General features: G+C 73.7%; 14 protein-coding genes. 9 read left to right on the forward strand and 5 right to left on the reverse strand.

Annotation, left to right across the window (positions count from 1 at the left end):
• Positions 1-194: 194 nt before the first annotated feature.
• From ACFC0Z_RS14160 to ACFC0Z_RS14170, 3 genes are all read right to left on the reverse strand, one after another.
• Positions 195-4,844 (reverse strand): DEAD/DEAH box helicase, encoded by a 4,650-nt coding sequence (locus tag ACFC0Z_RS14160; protein ID WP_376436723.1) that lies wholly within the window; start codon positions 4,842-4,844, stop codon positions 195-197.
• Positions 4,845-4,969: 125 nt separating this feature from the next.
• On the reverse strand, positions 4,970-5,614 hold the full coding sequence (locus ACFC0Z_RS14165; RefSeq protein ID WP_376436726.1) for a TetR/AcrR family transcriptional regulator: 645 nt from the start codon (positions 5,612-5,614) through the stop codon (positions 4,970-4,972).
• A 166-nt stretch (positions 5,615-5,780) separates the two neighbouring features.
• On the reverse strand, positions 5,781-9,833 hold the full coding sequence (locus ACFC0Z_RS14170; RefSeq protein WP_376436729.1) for a type I polyketide synthase: 4,053 nt from the start codon (positions 9,831-9,833) through the stop codon (positions 5,781-5,783).
• 510 nt (positions 9,834-10,343) lie between these two features.
• Between ACFC0Z_RS14170 and ACFC0Z_RS14175 the strand changes: the two genes are divergently transcribed.
• Positions 10,344-11,525, forward strand: a complete 1,182-nt coding sequence (locus ACFC0Z_RS14175) for a hypothetical protein (protein WP_376436732.1) — start codon at positions 10,344-10,346, stop codon at positions 11,523-11,525.
• Between the two features lie 53 nt (positions 11,526-11,578).
• Positions 11,579-12,415: an alcohol dehydrogenase gene (locus tag ACFC0Z_RS14180; protein WP_376436735.1), complete on the forward strand. Its 837-nt coding sequence runs from the start codon at positions 11,579-11,581 to the stop codon at positions 12,413-12,415.
• A gap of 62 nt (positions 12,416-12,477) precedes the next feature.
• Here the strand turns inward: ACFC0Z_RS14180 and ACFC0Z_RS14185 are convergent, their stop codons facing one another.
• Positions 12,478-14,148 carry an FAD-dependent monooxygenase gene (locus ACFC0Z_RS14185; RefSeq protein ID WP_376436738.1) on the reverse strand — a complete coding sequence of 557 codons (1,671 nt, stop codon included), beginning with the start codon at positions 14,146-14,148 and terminating at the stop codon, positions 12,478-12,480.
• Positions 14,149-14,253: 105 nt separating this feature from the next.
• On the opposite strand from ACFC0Z_RS14185, the gene ACFC0Z_RS14190 reads away from it, so the two are divergent.
• The 7 genes from ACFC0Z_RS14190 (at position 14,254) to ACFC0Z_RS14220 (ending at position 21,017) form a co-directional block, all read left to right on the forward strand.
• Positions 14,254-15,804, forward strand: coding sequence for an MFS transporter (locus tag ACFC0Z_RS14190; RefSeq protein ID WP_376436741.1), 1,551 nt, complete (start codon positions 14,254-14,256; stop codon positions 15,802-15,804).
• A gap of 179 nt (positions 15,805-15,983) precedes the next feature.
• Positions 15,984-17,051, forward strand: a complete 1,068-nt coding sequence (locus ACFC0Z_RS14195) for an aldo/keto reductase (protein WP_376436744.1) — start codon at positions 15,984-15,986, stop codon at positions 17,049-17,051.
• Positions 17,052-17,205: 154 nt separating this feature from the next.
• Entirely contained in the window at positions 17,206-18,315 is a 1,110-nt protein-coding gene (locus tag ACFC0Z_RS14200) for a ScbA/BarX family gamma-butyrolactone biosynthesis protein (RefSeq protein WP_376436746.1), read from the forward strand.
• A 31-nt stretch (positions 18,316-18,346) separates the two neighbouring features.
• On the forward strand, positions 18,347-19,036 hold the full coding sequence (locus ACFC0Z_RS14205) for an HAD family hydrolase (protein WP_376436749.1): 690 nt from the start codon (positions 18,347-18,349) through the stop codon (positions 19,034-19,036).
• A 154-nt stretch (positions 19,037-19,190) separates the two neighbouring features.
• Positions 19,191-20,228, forward strand: coding sequence for a 3-oxoacyl-ACP synthase III family protein (locus tag ACFC0Z_RS14210; RefSeq protein WP_376436752.1), 1,038 nt, complete (start codon positions 19,191-19,193; stop codon positions 20,226-20,228).
• A 3-nt stretch (positions 20,229-20,231) separates the two neighbouring features.
• Positions 20,232-20,447, forward strand: coding sequence for a hypothetical protein (locus ACFC0Z_RS14215; RefSeq protein WP_376436755.1), 216 nt, complete (start codon positions 20,232-20,234; stop codon positions 20,445-20,447).
• A gap of 105 nt (positions 20,448-20,552) precedes the next feature.
• On the forward strand, positions 20,553-21,017 hold the full coding sequence (locus ACFC0Z_RS14220) for an Atu4866 domain-containing protein (RefSeq protein ID WP_376436757.1): 465 nt from the start codon (positions 20,553-20,555) through the stop codon (positions 21,015-21,017).
• A 91-nt stretch (positions 21,018-21,108) separates the two neighbouring features.
• On the opposite strand, the gene ACFC0Z_RS14225 is transcribed toward ACFC0Z_RS14220, so the two are convergent.
• Positions 21,109-22,053 (reverse strand): cyclase family protein, encoded by a 945-nt coding sequence (locus ACFC0Z_RS14225; RefSeq protein ID WP_376436760.1) that lies wholly within the window; start codon positions 22,051-22,053, stop codon positions 21,109-21,111.

Genomic DNA, 22,053 nt, shown 5'->3' on the forward strand with positions numbered 1-22,053 from the left:
GGGGGGGGGGGGGGGGGGGGGGGGGGGGGGGGGGGGGGGGGGGGGGGGGGGGGGGGGGGGGGGGGGGGGGGGGGGGGGGGGGGGGGGGGGGGGGGCCCGCCTGCGGCGGGCCTTCACCCCACCCCGCCCCTTCCCGAAACCGGGGCTCTGCCCCGGACCCCGCGCCTCAAGCGCCGGCGGGGCTGGAGTGCGTCTCAGGCGCGGAGGCGTAGGCCTCTTGGGGTGGCTACGAAGCCTGCGGCTTCCAGGGGGTGGGAGAGGGGGCTGGTCAGGGCTGTGGTGCCGTTGATCTTTTCTAGGGTGACCGTGCCCAGGGAGCCGGATCGGGCGGATTGTGCCAGGGACTCGGCCGCTGCCGTCAGGGCGGGGGAATCCGGGTCCGTCGGCCAGGAGAGGAGGGTCTTGCCGCCGCGCTCCACGTAGAGCGTGAGCTCGCCGTCGACGAGGACCACCATCGCGCCTGCCTTGCGGCCCGGCTTGTGGCCCGCGCCGGTCGGGGGCTCGGGCCAGGGCAGGGCCGCCCCGTACGCGTTGGCCGGGTCGGCCGCCGCGAGGACCAGGGCGCGCGGGCCGGACGCCGCCTCGACGCCACGGTCGCGGGCCGTCGCCGCGGCCCGCAGCCGGTCCACGGCGCCGTCCATCGCGAACTGGGCCGCGCCGAGACCCTCCACGACGTAGCCCCTGCGCGCCTGGCCGCTGTCCTCGAACGCCGACAGGATGCGGTACGTGGCCGAGAAGCCGCCCTCCACGCCCTCGGCGGCCACCGCGCCCCTGGTGACCACGCCGTGGCGGTCCAGGAGCGTACGGGCCAGGGCGTGCGCCCGGTGGGTCGGTTCCGGTTCGGCGGGCGGGAGGAGTGACCAGCGGCCGGAGACCGTGGGCGGGCCCGTCCGGGAGGCCGGGCGGGCGGCGGCGGTCAGGGTGCCGTACCGGCCGCGGGGGATCGTGCGGCGGGCGCGGTGGGCGGTGGAGCCGGCGGTGCGGCCCGAGCCGAGGAGCGCGCGCAGGGGGGCGAGGGTGTCGTTGGTGAGGCGGCCCGACCAGGCCAGGTCCCAGAGGGCGTCGGCGAGTTGGGGGTCGGTCGCGTCCGGGTGGGTGGTGGCGCGGATCTGGTCGGCGATCTGGCGGAAGAACAGGCCGTAGCCGCCGGAGAGGGTCGTGAGGATCGACTCGTGGAGGGCCGAGAGTTCGAGGGGGTGCGGGGGCGGGAGGAGGAGGGGTGCCGCTTCCGCGAGGTAGAGGGAGATCCAGCCGTCCTTGCCGGGGAGGGAGCCCGCCCCGGCCCAGAGCACCTCGCCCGTGGTCGTCAGTTCGTCGAGGAGGGCGGGGGAGTAGTCCCCGACGCGGGACGGGAGGATCAGTTTCTCCAGGGCGGAAGCGGGCACCGGCGCGCCCTGGAGCTGCTCGATCGCGCGGGCCAGGCCGTCGATGCCGCGCAGGCTGTTGCTCCCCAGGTGCTGCCACTGGGGCAGGAAGGTGGCGAGCGCCGCCGGGGCCACCGGTTCCAGCTCGTGGCGCAGGGCCGCCAGGGAGCGACGGCGCAGCCTTCGCAGGACGGCTGCGTCGCACCATTCCTGGCCGATTCCGGAGGGGTGGAACTCGCCCTGCACGACCCGGCCCGCACCGGAGAGGCGCTGGAGGGCGCCGTCGGTGACGGCGGCGCCGAGCCCGAAGCGGGCGGCGGCCCCCGAGGAGGTGAACGGGCCGTGGGTGCGCGCGAAGCGGGCGAGGAGGTCCCCGAGGGGGTCCTTGACCGGCTCGGTGAAGGCCTCGGGGACGCCGACCGGGAGGGCCGTGCCGAGTGCGTCACGGAGCCGGCCCGCGTCCTCGATCGCCGCCCAGTGGTCCCGGCCCGCGATCCGGACGCGGATCGCCCGCCGGGCCCGGGAGAGGTCCTCGGCCCATCCCGGCTCGGCGCCGCGCTCGGCGAGCTCCGCCTCGGTGAGGGGGCCGAGGACGCGCAGGAGGTCGGCGACCCCCTCCACGTCCTTGATCCGGCGGTCCTCCGTGAGCCACTGGAGCTCCCGCTCCAGTTCGGCGAGGACCTCCGGGTCGAGGAGCTCGCGCAGCTCCGCCTGGCCGAGCAGCTCCGCGAGGAGCCGGGAGTCCAGGGACAGCGCGGCCGCCCGCCGCTCGGCGAGCGGCGAGTCCCCCTCGTACAGGAACTGCGCCACGTAACCGAAGAGGAGGGAGCGGGCGAAGGGCGAGGGCTCGGGGGTGGTGACCTCGACGAGCCGGACCCGGCGGGCCTCGATGTCGCCCATCAGCTCGGTGAGTCCGGGGACGTCGAAGACGTCCTGGAGGCACTCGCGGACGGCTTCGAGGACGATCGGGAAGGAGCCGAACTCGCTCGCCACCTGGAGCAGTTGCGAGGCGCGCTGGCGCTGCTGCCAGAGCGGGGTCCGCTTGCCGGGGTTCCGCTTGGGCAGCAGCAGGGCGCGCGCGGCGCACTCGCGGAAGCGGGAGGCGAACAGCGCGGAGCCGCCCACCTGGTCGGTGACGATCTGGGCGATCTCGCCCTTGTCGAAGAGGGCGTCCGCCGCGCCGACGGGCGCCTGGTCGGGGTCGTACGCCGTGTCGAGGTGGCGGCCCGGGTCGACCGGTTCGTGGTCGAGGAGGTCGAGGCCCATGTCCAGGCCCATCAGGTCGGCGTCCGGGAGCCGGAGCACGATGCCGTCGTCCGCGTGCATCACCTGCGCGTCCATGCCGTACCGCTCGGAGAGCCGGGCGCCGAGGGCGAGCGCCCAGGGCGCGTGGACCTGCGCGCCGAACGGGGAGTGGATGACGACCCGCCAGTCGCCGAGCTCGTCCCGGAACCGCTCGACGAGGATCGTCCGGTCGTCCGGCACGTGACCGCAGGCCTCGCGCTGCTCGGCGAGGTACGCGAGCACGTTCTCCGCGGCCCAGGCGTCGAGACCGGCGGCGACCAGGCGCAGCCGCCCGTCCTCCGGGCCGAGGCCCCCGAGCTCCCGCAGGAACGCGCCGACCGCGCGCCCCAGTTCGAGGGGGCGGCCCAGCTGGTCGCCCTTCCAGAACGGCAGTCGCCCCGGCACGCCGGGCGCGGGGGTGACGAGGACGCGGTCGCGGGTGATGTCCTCGATCCGCCAGGAGGTGGTGCCGAGGGTGAAGACGTCGCCGACCCGCGACTCGTACACCATCTCCTCGTCCAGCTCGCCGACCCGGCCCCCGCCCTTCTTGGGGTCCGAGCCCGCGAGGAAGACGCCGAACAGGCCGCGGTCCGGGATCGTGCCGCCCGAGGTGACGGCGAGCCGCTGGGCGCCGGGCCGCCCCGTGACCGTCCCGGCCACCCGGTCCCACACCACGCGCGGGCGCAGCTCGGCGAAGGCGTCCGAGGGATAGCGTCCGGCGAGCATGTCGAGCACGCCCGTGAACGCCGAGTCCGGCAGCGAGGAGAAGGGCGCGGCGCGGCGCACGACGGCGAGGAGGTCGTCCACCTGCCAGGTGTCGAGCGCGACCATGGCGACGAGCTGCTGGGCCAGGACGTCCAGCGGGTTGGCCGGGATGCGCATCGACTCGATGGAGCCCGTCCTCATCCGCTCGGTGACCACGGCGGCCTGGACGAGGTCGCCCCGGTACTTGGGGAAGACCACGCCCGTCGAGACCGCGCCGACCTGGTGTCCCGCGCGGCCCACGCGCTGGAGGCCCGAGGCCACCGAGGGCGGCGACTCGACCTGGACGACCAGGTCGACCGCGCCCATGTCGATGCCCAGCTCCAGGCTGGAGGTCGCGACCACGGCGGGCAGGCGGCCGGCCTTGAGGTCCTCCTCCACCTGGGCGCGCTGCTCCTTCGACACCGAGCCGTGGTGGGCGCGGGCGAGCAGCGGCGGGGCGCCCTGCGCGGCCCCCGACTGCGCCATGACCTCGGCGGGCGGGGCCCCTTCGGGGAGCGGCTCGCCGGTGGCCCGCTCGTACGCGATCTCGTTCAGCCGGTTGCACAGGCGCTCGGCGAGGCGGCGGGAGTTGGCGAAGACGATCGTCGAGCGGTGGGCCTGGACGAGGTCGGCGATCCGCTCCTCGACGTGCGGCCAGATCGACGGCTTGTCGCCGCCGTCCTTGCCCTCGGACGCCGGGGAGCCGCCGAGCTCGCCCATGTCCTCGACGGGGACGACGACGGAGAGGTCGAACTCCTTGCCCGAGGGCGGCTGGACGATCTCCACCGCGCGGCCCGGGGAGAGGTAGCGCGCCACCTCGTCCACCGGCCGGACCGTGGCCGAGAGGCCGATCCGGCGCGCGGGGCGGGGCAGCAGCCGGTCGAGCCGCTCCAGGGAGAGCGCCAGGTGCGCGCCGCGCTTGGTGCCCGCGACCGCGTGGACCTCGTCGAGGATGACCGTCTCCACGCCCTCCAGGGCCTCCCGGGCGGCCGAGGTCAGCATGAGGAACAGGGACTCGGGGGTGGTGATCAGGATGTCCGGCGGGCGGGTGGCGATGCTCCGGCGCTCGGCGGCGGGGGTGTCGCCGGAACGGATGCCGACCCGGATGTCCGGCTCGGGCAGCCCGAGCCGGACCGACTCCTGCCGGATGCCGGTCAGCGGGGAGCGCAGGTTCCGCTCGACGTCCACGGCGAGTGCCTTCAGCGGGGACACGTACAGCACGCGGCAGCGCTTCTTCGCCTCGGCCGGCGGGGGCGTCGAGGCGAGGCGGTCGAGGGAGGCGAGGAAGGCGGCCAGGGTCTTGCCGGAGCCCGTCGGTGCCACGACGAGGACGTCGGAGCCCTCGCCGATGGCCTTCCAGGCGCCTTCCTGGGCGGCCGTGGGCGCGGTGAAGGCCCCGGTGAACCAACCACGGGTCGCGGGGGAGAACGATTCGAGCGCGGACCTGACCATGCCCCCATCGTGCACCCGACCACTGACAACCGGTCGGACCCGGGGAAGGGGGCCGGGGTGCGCGGCTCGCCACCCGTGATGCGCGGGGACGGCTTCGTGGACTGCTTCGCGGACTGCCTCGTGGACTACTTCGTGCCGGGGCAGCGGGGGACGAGGCCGTCGAGGAGGGTGGCGCAGGCGGCCTTGAGGTTGGCCTCCAGGTCGGCCTCGCCCTCGGGGGCCTGGGTCCAGCGGTAGAGGGTGCCGAGGTAGACGTCGCGCAGCAGGTTGCCGGCGAGGGCGGCGTCCACGTCCTGGGAGATGTCGCCGAGCTCCCGGCCCGCCTCGATGAACCCGCTGAACATGTGGGCCAGGTACGGCTCCTCCTGGAGGGGGAAACCGGCGCGCACCCAGGCCGTCAGGATGGCCTTGGTCTCGGCGGGGTCCTCCAGGCTGACGGCGGCCAGGATGCTCATGCACTGGGAGAGCGCGAGGCGGATGTCCTTGACCGGCGTGCCGGGGATGCCTTCCGCCTCCAGTCCGTCGCGCAGCCGGAGGCGCCGGTGCTCGCCCCATTCGGCGATCAGGTCCTCCTTGCGCTGGAAATGGTTGAAGAAGGTGCCGCGCGCCACGTCGGCCGCCTCGGTGATCTCGTCGACCGAGGTCTGGTCGTACCCCTTCTGCGTGAAGAGCTTCACGGCGGCCTCGTAGATGCGGTTCTTCACGCGCAGCTTGTTGCGCTCCCTGCGGCCCTGCGGTTGTGCCACGGTGATGGCCGACGTGTCTTCCATGTGTGCGTACTCCTGTCGCGCGCGGTGGGCTGGGCCGTACGGTCCGCCGGCAGCCTCTTCACTTGTATCACGATGCATGAATGTTCAGTAGTTCATGTTTGAGTCGTGATGTAGACGTCCGGTGGGAGCGGTCCGGGACCGCTCCCACCAGGGTCTTTGTCGGCGGTCAGCCGTTCAGGGGCTGGGCGTCCGTCACCGCGGTCGCCAGGGCCCCGAGACTTTCCGTGCCGAGCAGCCGGTTGAGGGAGACGTCCCGGCCGGTGCGGCGGCGGGTACGGGCCCGCAGCTGGGCCGCGACGAGCGAGTCCACGCCGTAGTCGCGCAGCGGGCGGCGCAGGTCGAGGCGCTCCCTGGCCATGCCGAGCACCTGGGCCGTCTCCTCGAGGAACTGCTCGGCGACGGCGGCCTGGTCCGCCGCGGCCGCGGGGGCCGGGGCCGGGGCCGGGGCCGGGACCGGGGCCGGGGCGGGAGCGATGACCGCCGGGGCCGCGGTCGGGGCAGGGATCGGGACCGGTGTCGGCCGGGGGGTCGGCTGCGGCGTCGGCTCCGACGGCGCCGGGAGGCGGTCCGCCGCCCGGGAGAGCACCTGGAGCGGCAGGCGGGCCATGTCGGACAGCCGCCGCGCCGACCACTCGACGAGTCCCGTCGGCAGCCGGTCGGTGAGCACGCTCCCGATGCCGGCCCCTATACCGATACCGGCGCCGGCAGCGCCGCCGGTGTCCGCCGCCTCGCCGCCCGAGAGCCGGAAGAGGTGGATGCCCTGGAACTCGGCGAGGACCTCGCCCCGGGCGTCGGTCACCACGACCTCGCCGACGGCCGTGCCGTCCGGGCGGGGGGCGGACAGGGTCGCGTGCACCCAGATCTCCTCGCTGAGCGGGCCGTGGAAGCGGACGCGGTCGAAGGAGGAGACGGCGTAGGCGCCGTCGGCCGGGAGCGAGGCGGGCAGGGCGGCGAGCAGGAGCTTCAGGCAGCCCTCCCACGCGGCGTGGCGCGAGGCGGTCGGCCGGTCGAGCTGGGCGACGACCTCCCCGTCGGTGCGCCACACGTGCCGGACCGTCCGCAGGTTCGGGCCGGGCGTGTAGCCGCGCCGGGCGAGCCCCTCCAGGAACCGGGCCGGGGTCAGGTGGGTGGTGCACCGGTCGAGGGCGGCGTCGAGGCGGTCCCGCGCCTGGGGGGCGACGGCCGGTCCGGGGTCGACGCGGACCCGCGCGGTCAGACCGGTCAGGTCGCTCAGGCCGGGCCGGCGCGGGGTGCGGACCTCGGCCCGCAGGGTGCCCCCGGCCTCCTCGGTCGACACCTCCAGGGTGAGGCCGCCGTCGTCCGGCGCCTCGATCAGGTCGACGACCCGTACGTCCTCCAGGAGGACCGTGCCGGGCGCGGCGAAGGCGGCGCCGTGCGCGGGGGCGGTGGTGACGGCCTCGTCGAGGGCGGCCATGTGGACGACGGGAGGGACGGGGGCGAGGCCGCGCAGGCTCACGGTCGAGTCGGCGAGCTCGGTACGGACCAGGGTGACGGTCGCGGGGCGGGCGGCGGGCGCGGTGGAGGGCAGCGTCCGGCGCAGCACCTCGGCGTCCCACGGGTAGGCGGGCAGCCGCACCGGGCGGACCGTACCGCCGAACCAGCGGGTCCAGTCGACCCGGCCGCCCTGGGCGTGGAAGGCGCCGAGGGACCGGGCGAGCGTCAGGGCCTCGTCGGGGGAGCGCCGCACGGTGGAGGCGACGGCGGCGGAGGAGCCGCCGGACTCCAGGGCGGTCTCCTCGATCGCCGTCCGGAGCAGCGGGTGCGGGCTGATCTCGACGAAAACGTTGTCGGCCTCCTTGACGAGGCCGCGGACGGTGTCGAGGAACCGGACGGGCTGCCGCAGGTTCTCCATCCAGTACGCGGCGTCGAGCTCGGCCCCGGTGAGGGCGGTGCCGCGGACCGTGGAGTGCAGCGGGAGGTCGCCGTCGCGCGGGGCGAGGTCGGCGAGGGCGTGGAGCAGGTCGTCCCGCAGCGGGTCCATGGCGGGGGAGTGGGAGGCGACGTTCACCCTTACCAGACGGTGGAACACGCCCTCGCGTTCCAGTCGTTCGCCGATGCGCCGCAGGGCGGCGGTGTCCCCGGCGAGCACGGTGGAGGTGGGGGAGTTCTCGGCCGCCACGCAGACGGCGTCCTCGCCCGCGACGAGCTCCGCGGCCTGCTCGGGCGAGACGTCGACCGACATCATCGCCCCCTGTCCCGCGGAGCGTTGCATGAGCGCGCTGCGCCGGCAGATGACGGCGGCGGCGTCGGAGAGGGAGAGGGCGCCGGTGACGGCCGCCGCGGCGGTCTCGCCCATGCTGTGGCCCACGCACACCTCGGGGTCGACGCCCATGTCGCGCCATGCGGCGGCCAGGGCGACCTGGCTCGCCCACAGCACGGGCTGGACGGTGGCCACCTCGTCGGGGAAGGCATCGGTGACGGCGTCGAGGGTCTCTCGTACCGAGCGGCCGGTCTCGCGCCGGACGGCCGTGTCGCAGGCGGCGAGGGCGTTGGCGAAGGCGGGCAGGGCGGCGGTGAGCGAGCGGCCCATGCCCGGCCACTGGGAGCCCTGGCCGGGGAAGACGAAGACGGTGCGCTTGTCCGTGCCGAATCCGGCCTCGCCGGTGCCCGCCCGGTCGGTGGCCCGGCCCTCGGCGACGTCCCGCAGGGCGGTGGCGAGTTCGGCGTGGTCGGCTCCGGTCGCCCAGAGCCGGTAGGGGTGGGCGTCGCGGTGCTGGGCGGCGGTGGCGCACAGGTCCCACAGGGGTGTCCGGTTTCCGGCGCCTCCCGGGGAGAGGTGCTCGGACCAGGAGGCGGCGAGCCGTCGCAGCGCCGGCTCGGAGCGGGCGCTGAGCACGAGGAGGTGGGTGGGCCGGTGCGCGGGGAGTTCGGTGCGGCCGTGCTCGGGCGCGGCCGGGCGGTGGCCGGCCTCGGCGACGACGACGTGCGCGTTGGTTCCGGAGAGGCCGAAGGAGCTGACGCCGATGACGGCGGGGTGCTCGGTGTCCAGCGGTGCGTTACGGGTGACCACGTTCAGCCGGTTCGCCTCCTCGGCGAGCAGCGGCTGCGGGTCGTCGAGGTGGAGCGAGGCGGGGACGAGGCGGTGCCGGGCGACGAGGACGCCCTTGATGAGTCCGGCGATGCCGGCGGCGGCCTCGGCGTGGCCGATGTTCGACTTCACGGAGCCGCAGAGCAGGGGCCCGCGTTCGGGGGCCCGCTCGCGGGCGGCGGTGGCCAGCACCTGGAGTTCGACGCCGTCGCCGACCGGGGTGCCCGTGCCGTGCGCCTCCACGTAGGAGAGGTCGGAGGGCTTGACGCCGGCCTCCCGCCAGGCGCGGCGGATCATGGCGTCCTGGCCGGCGACGGCGGGCTTGATGAGCGAGCCGCTGCTGCGGCCGTCGTTGGTGACGGCGCTGCCGGGTAACAGGGCGAGCACCGGATATCCGGCCCGCTCGGCGTCGTCGAGCCGGGCGAGGACGACCACGCCGACGCCCTCGCTGCGGACGAAGCCGTTCGCGCCGGTGTCGCCGAACTTGCAGCGGCCGTCGGGCGACAGCATGGCGGCCTGGGAGAAGGCGATGGCGTCCATCGGCGACAGGATGATGTTGACGCCGCCGGCGATGGCCAGATCTGTCTCACCGGTGAGCAGGCTCTGGCGCGCCATGTGGACGGCGACCAGGGACGAGGAGCAGGAGGTGTCGATCATCAGGCTGGGCCCGCGCAGGTCGAGGTCGTACGACACCCGCCCGGAGGCCATGGCGCGCAGGTGGCTGCCGGTGGTCTCGCGCAGGCTGTTGCTCTCGGAGGTGTTGTCGCGGCCGTAGTCGGAGGTGGCCTGTCCGATGTAGACGCCGGTGGCGGTCCCCGCGAGCGAGGACGGGCGTATCCCCGCGCCGTCGAGCGCCTCGCGCACCACCGGCAGCAGCAGGCGGTGCTGCGGGTCGATGCTGGCGGCCTCCGCCGGGGAGATCCCGAAGAAGCCGGCGTCGAAGTGGAAGGGCTCGTCGAGGAACCCGCCGTGGCGGCTGGCCGTGCGGCCCGGGACGCCGGACTCCTCGGACCAGAAGGACGCGATGTCGAAACGTTCCGGCGGCACGGGCGTGACGGAGTCCCTGTTCGCGACGAGGTTGTCCCAGAACTCGTCCACGGTGCGGGACTGGGGGAATCTGCACCCCATGCCGACGACCGCGATCGTTGTCTTTCCCTTGATCGAACCCATCTCAAAGTCCCCCTCAGATCAGTCCCGGCGCGGCCAGTGCGCGCCGGAACGCTGCCCCCGCAGCGCCGAGATGTGATCGTAGTTCAATTCTGTACGCCAGGCCAAGGATGGGCCGAAAGTGCATCTTTGGCTGAAAGGCATCCCTCCGTCGCTCCTTGCTCCCGGGTGCCGGTTGCGCGCCGGCGTTCCGGGTGCGGGTCGGCTGAGCTGGGGCGATGCGGGGCGTGGGGGCCGGGGAGGCTCCGTGGCGGCTCCGTGGAACCGGGCGGCCGGGGAACTCGATCGCGGGAACGGATGCACTCTCCTCCCAAAGTGACCTATGGTTAAAACTCGTACCCCAGGTCAATAAAGGACTATGGTCCTGCCATGGTTCGTGGCCGACGGATGCGCCGGATGCCGCACGGCACCGCGCACACCACGGCCGCACTAGAGCGATAGGGGGAAGCCCGGATGGTTTCACGGACGTGCCGACCGGCGCCTTTACTGAGCGCGGGGCCCCTGGTGAAGGGAGTGGCCGGTGAACGGCAGCAGGTGGCGCGGGAGTCCTTGCCCGCCCTGGAGGGTGTGGTGCGCCAGGCGATGCGTCTGCCGTCCCTCGCCCCGAAGTACGAGCGGCAGCTGGGGCGGGGACCCCTGACGCTCGACGGCCTTCCGGTCCTCACCCGGAGCGAGCTGGAGACCGCGACCGCCGAGGCGCTCGCCCTGGGGCTGGGCGGTGGCATGCTCTGGGCGCACGGCGGGACCCTGGAGGTCCCCGGGCTGAGCCTGCTGCCCCAGGAGATGTTCGCCTCCCGGATCCGTGACGACTGGAACCCGCTGGGCCCCGCCGACGTCGTCGCCAACCTGCACCCGGCCGGCCGGATGCAGCCCGACCACTACTTCTTCAACCGCTTCGCCGCCGCCTCGGGCGCCACCGTCCTGCCGGTCGGCGGACTCCCCGAGGACCCCGACGACGACTGGCTCGCCTTCCTGGCGCGCCACCACGTGACCGCCGTCGCCGCGCCCCCGCAGGCCGTGATCCGGCTCCTGGGGGCGAGCACCGCGGGCCGGCCCGTGCCCTGGCTGCGCACCCTGCTCCTCGGCGGCGCGTTCCACGACGCCACCGAGGACGGACTGCTCGCCTCCCGCTTCCCGTACACCGACGTCTGGCGTCTGTACGGCACGCCGGCGGCGTGGGTCGTCGGCCAGCGCGGCCCGCAGTGCCTGGCGGACGTCTACCACCCCCTGTCCCACCAGCACGTGGAGGTGGTCGACGGGCGGCTGCTCGTGACGACGATGACGACGTCCCGGCTTCCCCCGCTCATCCGCTACGACACCCTGGAACACGGCGAGTTCACGCACTGCGCGTGCGGCCGCCCCGGGCCCGCCGTCCGGGTGCTCGGTGCCCGCCCGCCGTACTTCCGCCTCCACGGACGCACGGTCTCGGCCAGGGAACTGGTCGACCTGGCGACCTCCCACGACGAGGTGACCGACGCGCAGGTCGCGGTCAGTCCCGACCAGCGGATCCAGCTGCGGGTCCGGCTCGCGCCCGGCGTCCTCGACGACCACCACAGCCACGCCTGGATCCGGTTCCGGGTGCTGGAAAGCCACCTCGCGCTCGCCGCCTGCGTGCGCGAACAGCCGGACGCCTTCGAGGTGATCTCCGTGGACGAGCTGTCCGGTCCGTCCACGCTGGTGTCCGAGGAGTTCTGAACATGCCGGACGCATCGCACAAGGAAACCGTCATACGTACGAGAGGAATTGTCATGTCCGATCAGCTGATTTCCGCGCAGCACGCGACCACGGCCCAGGCGGAGGACGAGATCCTCGTCGCGGTCCGCGCGGTGGCTCCCGAGCTCGACGAGATGATCAAGGCGGAGCCGCTGCCGGAGGGCTGGCTCGCGGGGTGGGACGTGGCGGGCGTGGTGATGCGCGCGGCGCCGGAGGGCTTCAGCCCGAAGCCCGGTGACCGGGTCGTGGGCGTGGCGACGGGCACCGACTGGTCCACGTGCATGGCGCTGCCGACCGAGTACGCGACCGTCCTGCCCGACCACGTCAGCTTCGAGCAGGCGGCGGCGCTGCGCGTGGCGGTCCTCACCGCCCTGCGCCTGGTCCGCGGCGCCGGCCCCGTCCGGGGGCGCCGCGTCCTGGTCACCGGCGCGGGCGCGGGGATCGGGCTCCTCCTCGTGGAGCTGCTCGCGGCGCTGAACGCCGAGGTCACCGCCGTGGTGTCGGAGGCCGACGAGGCCGCCGTCGCGGTGCGGCGGGGCGCGGCCCGGGTCATGACGGACGTGGCCGACGTCAGCGGCTCGTACGAGATCGTCTACGAGGCGGCCGAGGCGACCTCGAACGCCGCGGGCCTGGGGCTCGCGGCCGACGGGGGCACCGTCTACCTCTACGAGAGCTTCGCCGCGCACCGGGTGGACATCGGCTTCTTCCAGTTCTTCGGTGGTCCGGAGCAGGCGGGCCTGCGGCACTTCGTCTTCCGCACCGCGACGCCGGAGGACCGCGAACTCGCCCAGCTCCTCGACCTGATGACCACCGGCGAGCTGTCCCTGGGGGCGTTCGCCCCCGCGCGGCACGCCGGTCACGTCGCGGCCTGACCACGACGCTCATGGGGGGTGCGGCCACCGGCCGCACCCCCCATGGCGTTGTCCGGCCTCCGTCAGGAGGTCGTGGTCGCGCTCACCGGGCCCAGCCAGTGGGCGAGTTCCGTGTGCAGCCGGTCCAGGTCGCCGCCGTGTCCGTGGGCGGCGATGTGGCCGTCGGGCCGTACGAGGTAGTAGCCCTGGTGCCGGCAGCCGGTCGTCCGGCGCACGGAGCCGGACGCCAGGTCCACCGTACGTATCGAGGGCCAGGCGGCCGTGATCGCGCGGGTCTCCGCGCGCCAGGCCGCGCCGTCGCCGGCGCAGGTCACGAAGAGGGTCCAGCCGGCCGGACGGCCGCCCGGGCCCGCGACCCCGTGCGGAAGCGCCACCTCGCGCGGGAAGACCCCGCCGACGGTGAGGCCGCCGGGCAGCTTCGCCCGCAGCCGGCACGAGGTGCGCCCGGCGGGCAGCTGGGTCTCGCGCACGGCCGGGTAGGAGAGGCGCCGGCCCGCCATCACCGGGGCGTAGAGCCGGAAGAGACCGCTGCGGTCGGCCACGCGGAAGGCGGCGTCGCGGGCGGTGATCGCCGCGGGCTTGCGGACCATCCACCCGCGGGTCTGGATGTCGGTGTCGCGCACGACCCGGCGGGCCACGGCGGCCCGTTCGGGACCGTAGCTGCGCAGCAGGTCGGAGGGGGCCTCGCCGTGGAGTACCGCCGCGAGCTTCCAGGCGAGGTTGTGGGCGTCCTGGATGCCGGTGTTGAGACCCTGCCCGCCGGCGGGGCTGTGGACGTGGGCCGCGTCGCCGGCGATGAAGACCCGTCCGAGCTGGAACTCGCTGGCGTGGCGGGCGTGGATGCGGAAGTCGGAGACCCAGACGGGGTCGCTCAGCCGGACGCCGCTCGGGCCGCGCTCGTCCACGATCGCCTGCATCCGCTCGACCGTGACCTTCTCGCCCGGGGGGAGGCTGGAGAAGAACCGGAAGACGCCGTCGGGGAGGGCGACGACGACCAGGGCGCCGGCGGCCGACTGGTAGTAGAGGGCCTGGTCGGGCGGGAGGAACCCCTTGATCCGGGCGTCGACGAGGGCGAAGGCGCTCTCGTAGGTGCTGCCGGTGAACCCGCCGCCGAGCTGGGCCCGTACCGCGCTGCCCGCCCCGTCGGTGCCGATGACGAAGGGGGCCCGGGTGCGCTCTACGCGGCCGTCGGCGTGTTCCAGTACGGCCGTGACGTCGGCGGCGCCGTCGATGCGCCCGGAGAAGTCGACGCCCTCCAGGGTCAGCAGCCGCACGCCCCGTTCCACCTTGCCGCCCAGGGCGGCGAGGCGGTCGCGCAGGATCCGCTCGGTCTCGTTCTGCGGCAGGCAGACGGGGCTGAGGTCCTGGGGGAAGGCGAAGCTGGCGAGGCGCCGGCGCTCGGAGAAGTAGCTGAAGGCGTTGATCTGGATGCCGGCCTCGCGGAGCTCGCCGAGCACGCCCAGGTCCTCGAAGAGGTCGATGCTGCGCGGCCAGACGAGCAGGGCCTTGGGGAAGGGCGAGGGCTCGGGGGCCCGGTCGACGATGCGTACGCGCACACCGCGGCGCAGCAGTTCGCACGCGGCGACCATGCCGGTCGGCCCGGCCCCGACGACGAGGACGTCGTAGGGCTCGGGCGAAGTCCGGGGAGACGGCTCGGGCGAGGGCTGGGGGGACGGCTCGGGAGCCGGCTGGGGCGACGGGGTCTTGCGCGGTGTCTCGGGCGGGTTCGGCATGGGTCCGTTCTGCCTCTCGTTGACGATAGTCATCAGATCTCTTACGATGCTCAGTAATCTTATATGTGGCCGTCAAGTCACGGCGACCAGAAGGAAAGAGGAGTCATGACGATCCAGACCGACACCCGGCTCACGCCGGTGCCGGAGCGAAGGGAGGAGGAGGGGTCGGTCCTCGTGATGGTCGCCGTCGCGCTGGCCAGCGTCCTTCTCCCGCTGGCCATCACCGCCCCCGCGGTGGCGATGCCCGACCTCACCGTCGACCTCGCCTCCGACGTCGCCGGCGGACAGTGGGTGCAGAACGCCTACGGCGTCACGTTCGCGGCCTGCATGCTCGCCGCCGGCACCCTCGCCGACCAGTTCGGCCGCCGCCGCGTCCTCGCCGTCGGCACCGTCGTCTTCATGGCGATGTCCCTGGTCGCCGCCCTGTCCACGGACATCCTCGTCCTGGACATCGCCCGCGGCCTCCAGGGCATCGGCGCCGCGGGCGTCCTCACCAGCGGCGCCGCCATCCTCGCCGCCTCCTTCACCGGCCGCCGCCGCATCCAGGCGTTCGGTGTCCTCGGCACCTCCTTCGGTGCCGGCCTCGCCCTCGGCCCCGTCCTCGGCGGCGCCCTCGTCGGACTCGCCGGCTGGCGCGGGGTGTTCTGGGTGAACCTCGTCGTCGGCGCCGCGGCGCTGCTCCTCATGCCCCGCATCCGCGAGTCGAAGGACCCCAACGCCACCCGCGTCGACTGGGCGGGCCTGAGCGCCTTCAGCGGCAGCCTCTTCCTGCTCGCCCTCGGCTTCGTCGAGGCCGGCGAACGGGGTTGGGGCCACCCCGCCACCATCGGGTCCCTCGTCGGGTTCGCCCTCTTCATGGCGGCGTTCGTGGTGATCGAACAGCGGGTGCAGCGGCCGATGTTCGACCTCTCCCTGTTCCGTAACCCCACGTTCGTCGTGGTGGTCTGCCAGCCGTTCACCATCACCTTCGGCTTCGTGGTGCTGCTGAACTTCCTGCCCCCGTACTTCACGGGCGTCGGCGGCTACACCGCCACCCAGTCCGGCGTGCTCCTCCTCCCGCTGATGCTGCCGATCTTCGTCCTGCCCCTGCTGATCGGCCGTCTCGTCGGGGACCGCATCTCCCCCCGCGTCCTGCTCACCCTCAGTTCGCTGTTCATCGCCATCGGCTCGGTGTGGCTCGTCATCCTGGAGCCGGGCCAGCCCTGGGGTGAACTCGTCGGCCCGCTCCTGGTCTTCGGGCTCGGCGTCGGCTCCGCGTTCGGCGCCATGGACAACGCCGCCGTCAGCGTCGTACCCGTCGAGCGAGCGGGCATGGCCTCCGGCATCTTCAACACCATGCGCATCGCCGGCGAGACCGTCGCCGTCGCCGCCGCCGGTGGCTTCCTCGCCTCCTACGCTCGCGCCGAACTCACCAGCAGCTCACCCGAGTTCGCCCAGCAGGCGCCCCGGCTCGCCGGAGAGGCGACCCAGGGCCGCCTCGACGCCGCGCTCGCCGCCGTCGCCCCCGCCCGGCGCCCCGAGGCGCTGGACGCGGTCGCCACCAGCCTCACCTCCGGCATGCACGTCGCCTTCATCGCCCTCGCGGTCCTGGCCGGCGCCGGAGCGCTCGTCACCTTCCTCCTCGTCAAGGACAAGGAGCTCAAGGACGCCGGCTGAGGCGTCCCCCACGGACGGGGAGCGTCCGGATCAAACCCCCGCCCCGGGCGCTCCCTCCCTTCCCCCTGCCCCCCCACATCGCCGCATCCCCATACCCCCACATCCCCCCACGCCCCCCACACGCACAGCCCGTCAGTCAGTCAGCAGAAACCACCCCACACAACCGAAAGCAGGAGAACATGCGATACCGCTACCTCGGCGACACCGGTCTGTCCGTCTCCGAACTGTGCTTCGGCGCCATGACCTTCGGCGGCGGAGCCTCCTTCCTGGGCGCCGCCGACCGCAACTGGTCGGAGTTCGGCACCGTCGAGGACGCGAACGTCGCGCGGATGATGGACCAGGCCCTCGACGCCGGCATCAACTTCTTCGACACCGCCGACGTCTACAAGAACGGCATGGGCGAGGAGTTCTTCGGCCGCACCCTCGGCAAGGTCCGCGACCGCGTCATCATCGGCACCAAGGGCCGGTGGCGCATCACCGACGACCCGAACGACATCGGCGCCACCCGCCACCACCTCTACGCCGCCGTCGAGGGCAGCCTCCGCCGCCTCAACACGGACTACATCGACCTCTACCACATCCACGGTTTCGACCCGCGCACCTCGCTCGACGAGACGCTCCGCGTCCTCGACGACCTGATCCGCTCCGGCAAGATCCGCTACATCGGCGTCTCCAACTTCGCCGGCTGGCAGCTGATGAAGGCCCTGTCGGTCTCCGACCGCCGCAACCTCAGCCGCTTCGTCTGCTACCAGGGCTACTACAACATCGCCGCCCGCGACCTGGAGCACGAGATCGTGCCGCTCGCCGTCGACCAGAAGGTCGGCATCACCGCCTGGTCGCCGCTGGCCGGCGGCTTCCTCACCGGCAAGTACCGCCGTGGCGAGGGCCGCCCCGAGGGCAGCCGCCTCTCCCAGCGCACGCCGGCCGAGTCCGCGCCGCTGACCAACGAGGACCAGGCGTACGACATCGTCGACACGATGGCCCAGATCGCCGAGGAGCGCGGCGCCACCGTCGCCCAGGTCGCCCTCAACTGGGTGCTCGCCAAGCCCGCCATCACCTCGGCCGTCGTCGGCGCCACCAAGCCGCACCAGCTCGCCGACAACCTCCAGGCCATGGAGTGGTCGCTGACGGAGGACGAGCTCGCCCGCCTCGACAAGGTCAGCGAGACCGAGGCCCCGTACCCGTACTGGCACATCGGCACCGTCGGCGCCGACCGCAAGGAGCCCGGCGACGTCTACCCGGCCTGATCGCCCACCTCCGGCCCGCCCCGCGGGCCCAGGGCACGGCCACGGAGGGGCGACCGCTCGCGTCGTCCCTCCACCCGTCGTGCCGCACCCGCGGCGGTCCGCGCCATCACAGCGAACAGGAACCCTCACCGCGACCAGAAAGCCAGGCCCAGCCATGACCACTGCCCCCGAAGCAGCCACCCAGGCGCTTCCGGAACTGGACTACACCCGCACCGTCGACCGGCTCCTCGTGCACCGCGACGCCCTCGGCGAGGTCTTCCTGACCGACCTCCAGCCCATCGACGACGAGAGCTACGCCGCGGCGGGACAGCTGCCCCGCTCGCACGCCTACTACGGCGACCACCTGCTCCGCCCGGCCCACCACGACCCGCTGCTCATCCTGGAGACCTGCCGCCAGGCCGCGCTCGCGGGCGCCCACCGGTTCTTCGGTGTCCCGGCCGACAACAAGTTCATCCTCACCCACCTGACCCTGCGCATCGACGAACCGCAGGCCGTGTTCGTGGGGTCCTCGCCCCTCCGTCTCGCCATGCGGGTCCGCATCAGCAGCCGGCGGGAGCGCGCGGGCCGCGTCACCGGGCTCGACTACGACATCACCCTGTCCTCCGGCACCGGCGCCGCGTTCGGCACGGCCTCCGTCGGCCTGCGGTTCAAGGACCCGGGCGGCTACCTGACGCTGCGGCTCAACAACCGCGACGGCATGGCCCTGCCCTCCTCGGCGGCCTACCCGTCCGGCACCCCCGGCGCGCCCGTCGCCCCGCACCTGGTCGGCCGCGCCAACCCCGACAACGTCGTCCTCCTCGACGGCGTCGTCGTCGGCGACAGCGCCCAGGCGCTGCTGCGGATCCCCGCCCGGCACGCCAGCCTCTTCGACCACCCGCAGGACCACCTGCCCGGCATGGTCATCGCCGAGGGCGCGCGTCAGCTCGCCCTCTTCGCCGCGCTCGACATCCGCGGACTGTCCACCTCCAAGACGCTCGTCACCTCGCTCGACGTGCGCTTCACCCGCTTCGGCGAACTGGAGGACGACACCGTCCTGAGCGCCGTCGTCGGCGAGCTCGGCGGCCCGGTCCGCCCGTACGAGGACCCCGCCGACCACACCCTCTACACCCTCGGCGGCATCCTCACCGGCGCCGACGAGGACGGTCACGAGCGCGTGGGCGAGGGCGCCTGGCGCTCCGAGGACCTGAAGGTGCGGGTCGAGGCGACGCAGAAGGGCGAGGAGCTGTGCTCCTTCGCCTTCACTCTCACCCGCATACCGGCATGACACGCGCGACGCCGACCCCAGGAGCGACACCATGACGACCCGTACGGCACGCGGTGCGGCGTTCTCCGACGTGGACGAGACGCTGATCCGCGTCAAGAGCATGTTCCGCTTCCTCGACTTCTACCTGCGTCTGCGCGGCGAACCCCCGGCCACCTACGAACGGCTGGCGGGCGAGCTGCGGCAGGCGGCGCTGCGGGGCGCGCCCCGCCAGGAGATCAACCGGGACTACTACCGGCTGCTGCGCGGCGAGAGCGCGACCCGCCTGGCGGCCGCGGGCCGGCGGTGGTTCTCCGCCGAGTGGGAGGAGCAGCCGGACGGGCTGTACCTCCCGGACGTCGAGGAGGCCCTCCTCGCCCACCGCAAGGCGGGCCGGGCGCTGATCCTGGTCTCGGGATCCTTCTTCGCGCCGCTCGATCCGATCGCCGCGGACATCGGCGCCCAGGCGGTGTTCGCCACCCGCCCGGTGGTCCGCCGCGGCGACCTCACCGGAGAGGTCCTCGCGCCGATGATCGGCGAGACCAAGGGGCGCGCCGTCCGCCTCGCCGCGCCGGTCGCCGGGGTGGACCTCGCGGCGAGCTGGGCGTACGGCGACCACAGCAGCGACCTGTCGATGCTGCGGGCCGTCGGCCACCCGGTCGTGGTCGGCGACGACCCGGAGCTGGCCGTTCACGCGGCCGCGCCGGGATGGGCCCGGCTGTCCGCCGGGCTCGTACGGCGATGAGCCGCGCGACGCGTACGGCGACGCTTCGCCGGGCTCGTGCGGCGACGATCCGCCGGGCTCGTACGGCGATGACAACCGCCGGGTCCCCAGCCAGGACGCCGGCGCCACCGGCGGGCCGCATCCCGCGGTCCGCCCAGGAACAGGGGAGGGCTTCTTGACTCGCATCGGCATCGTGGCCACCGGCTCGTATCTGCCCGAGACCGTCGTCGGCAACGAGGAGATCGCACGCGGGGCGGGGGTGAGCGACGAGTGGATCGTCCGCAAGACCGGCATACGCGAGCGACGCAGGGCCGACGACCGCGACGCCACGTCGGACCTCGCCGCCCGCGCCGCGCTCGCCGCGCTGGAGCAGGCGAAGGTCAGTCCCGAGGACGTGGCGTACATCGTCCTGGCCACCTCCACGCCCGACCACCCGCAGCCCGCCACGGCGAGCATCGTCCAGCACCTCATCGGCGCCGTGAACGCGGCGGCCTTCGACATCAACGCGGTCTGCAGCGGCTTCGTCTACGCCACCACCGTGGCCGAACGCCTCCTGCGGGCCGCCGAGGAGGAGGGCCGCTACGCCCTCGTCATCGGCGCCGACATCTACTCGCGCATCCTGGACTACTCCGACCGCAAGACCGCGATCCTCTTCGGCGACGGCGCCGGCGCGGTCCTGCTCGGCGCGGTGCCCGAGTCCTGCGGCATCCGGGAGACCAGCCTGCTCACCCGAGGCGACCAGTACCGCCTGATCAGCGTCCCGGCGGGCGGCAGCCGGATGCCGGCCAACGACCGCACCCTCCGGGAGGGCGCCCACTTCTTCACGATGGACGGCCGCGGCGTGCGCTCCTTCGTGCAGGACAACCTGCCCTCCGCCCTGCACGAACTCCTCGACCGGGCCGGGGTCGACCGCGAACAGGTGCGCCACTTCGTCCCGCACCAGGCCAACGGGGTGATGCTGGGGGAGGTGTGGCCGGAGATCGGGCTGCCCCGGGCGACCATGCACCTCGCGCTCGAACGGTACGGGAACACCGGCTCCGCCTCGGTGCCGGTCACGCTCGACGTGGCGCACCGGCAGGGCGAGTTCGCCGACGGGGAGACCGTGCTCATGGCCGGCTTCGGCGGGGGGATGACCGTCGGCGCGGTACTCACCCGGTGGGCGCCGACGGCCTTCGCCCGGCCTCGGGAGCAGGAACTCTCGGCGGTGGTCTGAGCCATGGCCGCACCCGTCACCGAGGCGGCTCCGTCACTCGCGAACGATCCCGAACTCCTGCGGCTGATGGAGCAGTACGTCGCCAGGCGTCGGCGCGAACGGTTGCGCCGCGCCCTCGAAGAGACCCTCGTCCAACGGCTGTTGGGCGAGGAGCGGACCGGACCGGCGACCGGTCGCCAGCCCCTGGGGCAGGCGGCGGATCCGGGCGGTACGCGATGAGTCACGGCAGGCACGCGGCGCCCCGCCGCGTGCCTGCCCGCGCGGCCCTCGGCCAGTTGCGCCATCGGCTGCTCGTCACGGTCATATCGGATTGGGGAGACCAGGATGGCAAGGCTTCGACTGTCACCGGGAGCGAGGGGAGCGGTGGGAGCGGCGATGCTGCTCTGCGCGGCCCTGGCGGCCTGTTCCGGCGGAGAGCGGCCGGAGTCGGCGGAGTCGTCGGTGACTCCGGCGTCCTCGGCGTCGTCGGCGACGACGGGGGCGGCGGACCGCGTGCCGACGGCTGAGGCCGGCACGTCGTCGCGGCCGTCTGCCGGCGCCGCCACTGACGCGGCCTCGCGGACGGTCGCGGGGGTGTGGGCGTCCTCGGACGGCTTCCTGCGCCTGACCCTGCGCACGGACGGCACGTTCAGCGAGGACTACAACGGCACCGAGAACGCGTACCAGGGGCGTTACACGCTCCGGGGCGACGCCCTGGAGCTGAGCGCCGCGACCGGCGAGAGCGCGTCCGGCACCGTGGGCCCGGACGGGATCGACCTGTCCGGCCGGGCGCTGCTGCCGCAGCGGTAGCGGCGTCACACGACAGGCGGCGGCAGCCGTGTCACACGACAGTGGGCCGGCGGGGAAGGAATTCCCCGCCGGCCCACTGTCGTTCCGTCGATCAGTAGAGGCCGAACATCCGCACCGGGCCGGCGAATCCGCCCTTGTGCTTCATCAGGCCGATGACCGTCACGGCCCCGGCCTCGGGCAGCTTGTCCACGTTGGCCGCCCACTCGATGCCGTAGTGGCCGGTGGTGAGCAGGATCTTGTGGGCGCGCGGGTCGAGGTAGTTGTTGGCGCCGGAGTCCAGGCTCGGGCTGTCCGTCGCCACGCCGACGATGTTGCGGCGCGACTCCAGGAACTCGGCCGCGTCCCAGCCGAAGCCCGGGAAGTGCGGCTTGTCGGCGGAGTCGCGGTTGAAGATGCGGTCCGGGTCGTTGATGCGGGAGGACCAGCCGCTGTCCAGGGCGACGACGGCGCCGTCCGGGATGCGGCCGTGGCGGCTCTCCCACTTGCGCAGGTCGTCGTAGGTGAGCAGCGCGTCGAGGTCCTTCTGCGCGCGGTCGGCTATGCGGACGACGACGAGCGGGGCGATCAGGTTCTCGGCGGGGATCTCGTCGGTGGCGAGCTGGCCGTTGTCGAAGTGCTTGGGGCCGTCCATGTGCGTGCCGCTGTGCTCGTCCATGGTGATCATGAACGTGTTGTAGCCCTCCTTCTCCACCGAGGCGACCTGCTCGAAGCGGGCGGGCTCGACGAACGGCCGGAAGACGGGGAAGTCCGCGCCCCAGGCGTGGCTCATGTCGACGATGCGGCGGCTGCCGCCCAGCAGGCGGGCGGTGTCGACGCCCGTGGTGGCGGCGCTCGCGGGCTTGGCGTCGATCATGCCGAGACCCGCCACGGTGGCGCTCAGCGCGCCGGCCATGCCCAGCATCTTGCGGCGGCTGGGGCCGGACGCGGCGCGGCGCACCTCGGCGGCGGACTTGACGCTCTCCTCGGGCCGGTTGGCCTGGTGGGCGTGGATGTGGTCGTCCTCGGCCGTGTACGACTCGCCGAACACGGACTTCAT

The sequence above is a fragment of the Streptomyces sp. NPDC056144 genome (assembly GCF_042264145.1).
Lineage (GTDB): Bacteria > Actinomycetota > Actinomycetes > Streptomycetales > Streptomycetaceae > Streptomyces.

Bases quoted from the DNA above. Each gene is read 5' to 3' on its own strand.
- ACFC0Z_RS14200 (WP_376436746.1), top strand. From the start codon at position 17,206: ATGACCACTGCCCCCGAAGCAGCCACCCAGGCGCTTCCGGAACTGGAC.
- ACFC0Z_RS14190 (WP_376436741.1), top strand. From the start codon at position 14,254: ATGACGATCCAGACCGACACCCGGCTCACGCCGGTGCCGGAGCGAAGG.
- ACFC0Z_RS14215 (WP_376436755.1), top strand. From the start codon at position 20,232: ATGGCCGCACCCGTCACCGAGGCGGCTCCGTCACTCGCGAACGATCCC.
- ACFC0Z_RS14165 (WP_376436726.1), bottom strand. From the start codon at position 5,614: ATGGAAGACACGTCGGCCATCACCGTGGCACAACCGCAGGGCCGCAGG.
- ACFC0Z_RS14170 (WP_376436729.1), bottom strand. From the start codon at position 9,833: ATGGGTTCGATCAAGGGAAAGACAACGATCGCGGTCGTCGGCATGGGG.
- ACFC0Z_RS14160 (WP_376436723.1), bottom strand. From the start codon at position 4,844: ATGGTCAGGTCCGCGCTCGAATCGTTCTCCCCCGCGACCCGTGGTTGG.
- ACFC0Z_RS14220 (WP_376436757.1), top strand. From the start codon at position 20,553: ATGGCAAGGCTTCGACTGTCACCGGGAGCGAGGGGAGCGGTGGGAGCG.
- ACFC0Z_RS14225 (WP_376436760.1), bottom strand. From the start codon at position 22,053: ATGAAGTCCGTGTTCGGCGAGTCGTACACGGCCGAGGACGACCACATC.
- ACFC0Z_RS14185 (WP_376436738.1), bottom strand. From the start codon at position 14,148: ATGCCGAACCCGCCCGAGACACCGCGCAAGACCCCGTCGCCCCAGCCG.
- ACFC0Z_RS14180 (WP_376436735.1), top strand. From the start codon at position 11,579: ATGTCCGATCAGCTGATTTCCGCGCAGCACGCGACCACGGCCCAGGCG.
- ACFC0Z_RS14195 (WP_376436744.1), top strand. From the start codon at position 15,984: ATGCGATACCGCTACCTCGGCGACACCGGTCTGTCCGTCTCCGAACTG.
- ACFC0Z_RS14205 (WP_376436749.1), top strand. From the start codon at position 18,347: ATGACGACCCGTACGGCACGCGGTGCGGCGTTCTCCGACGTGGACGAG.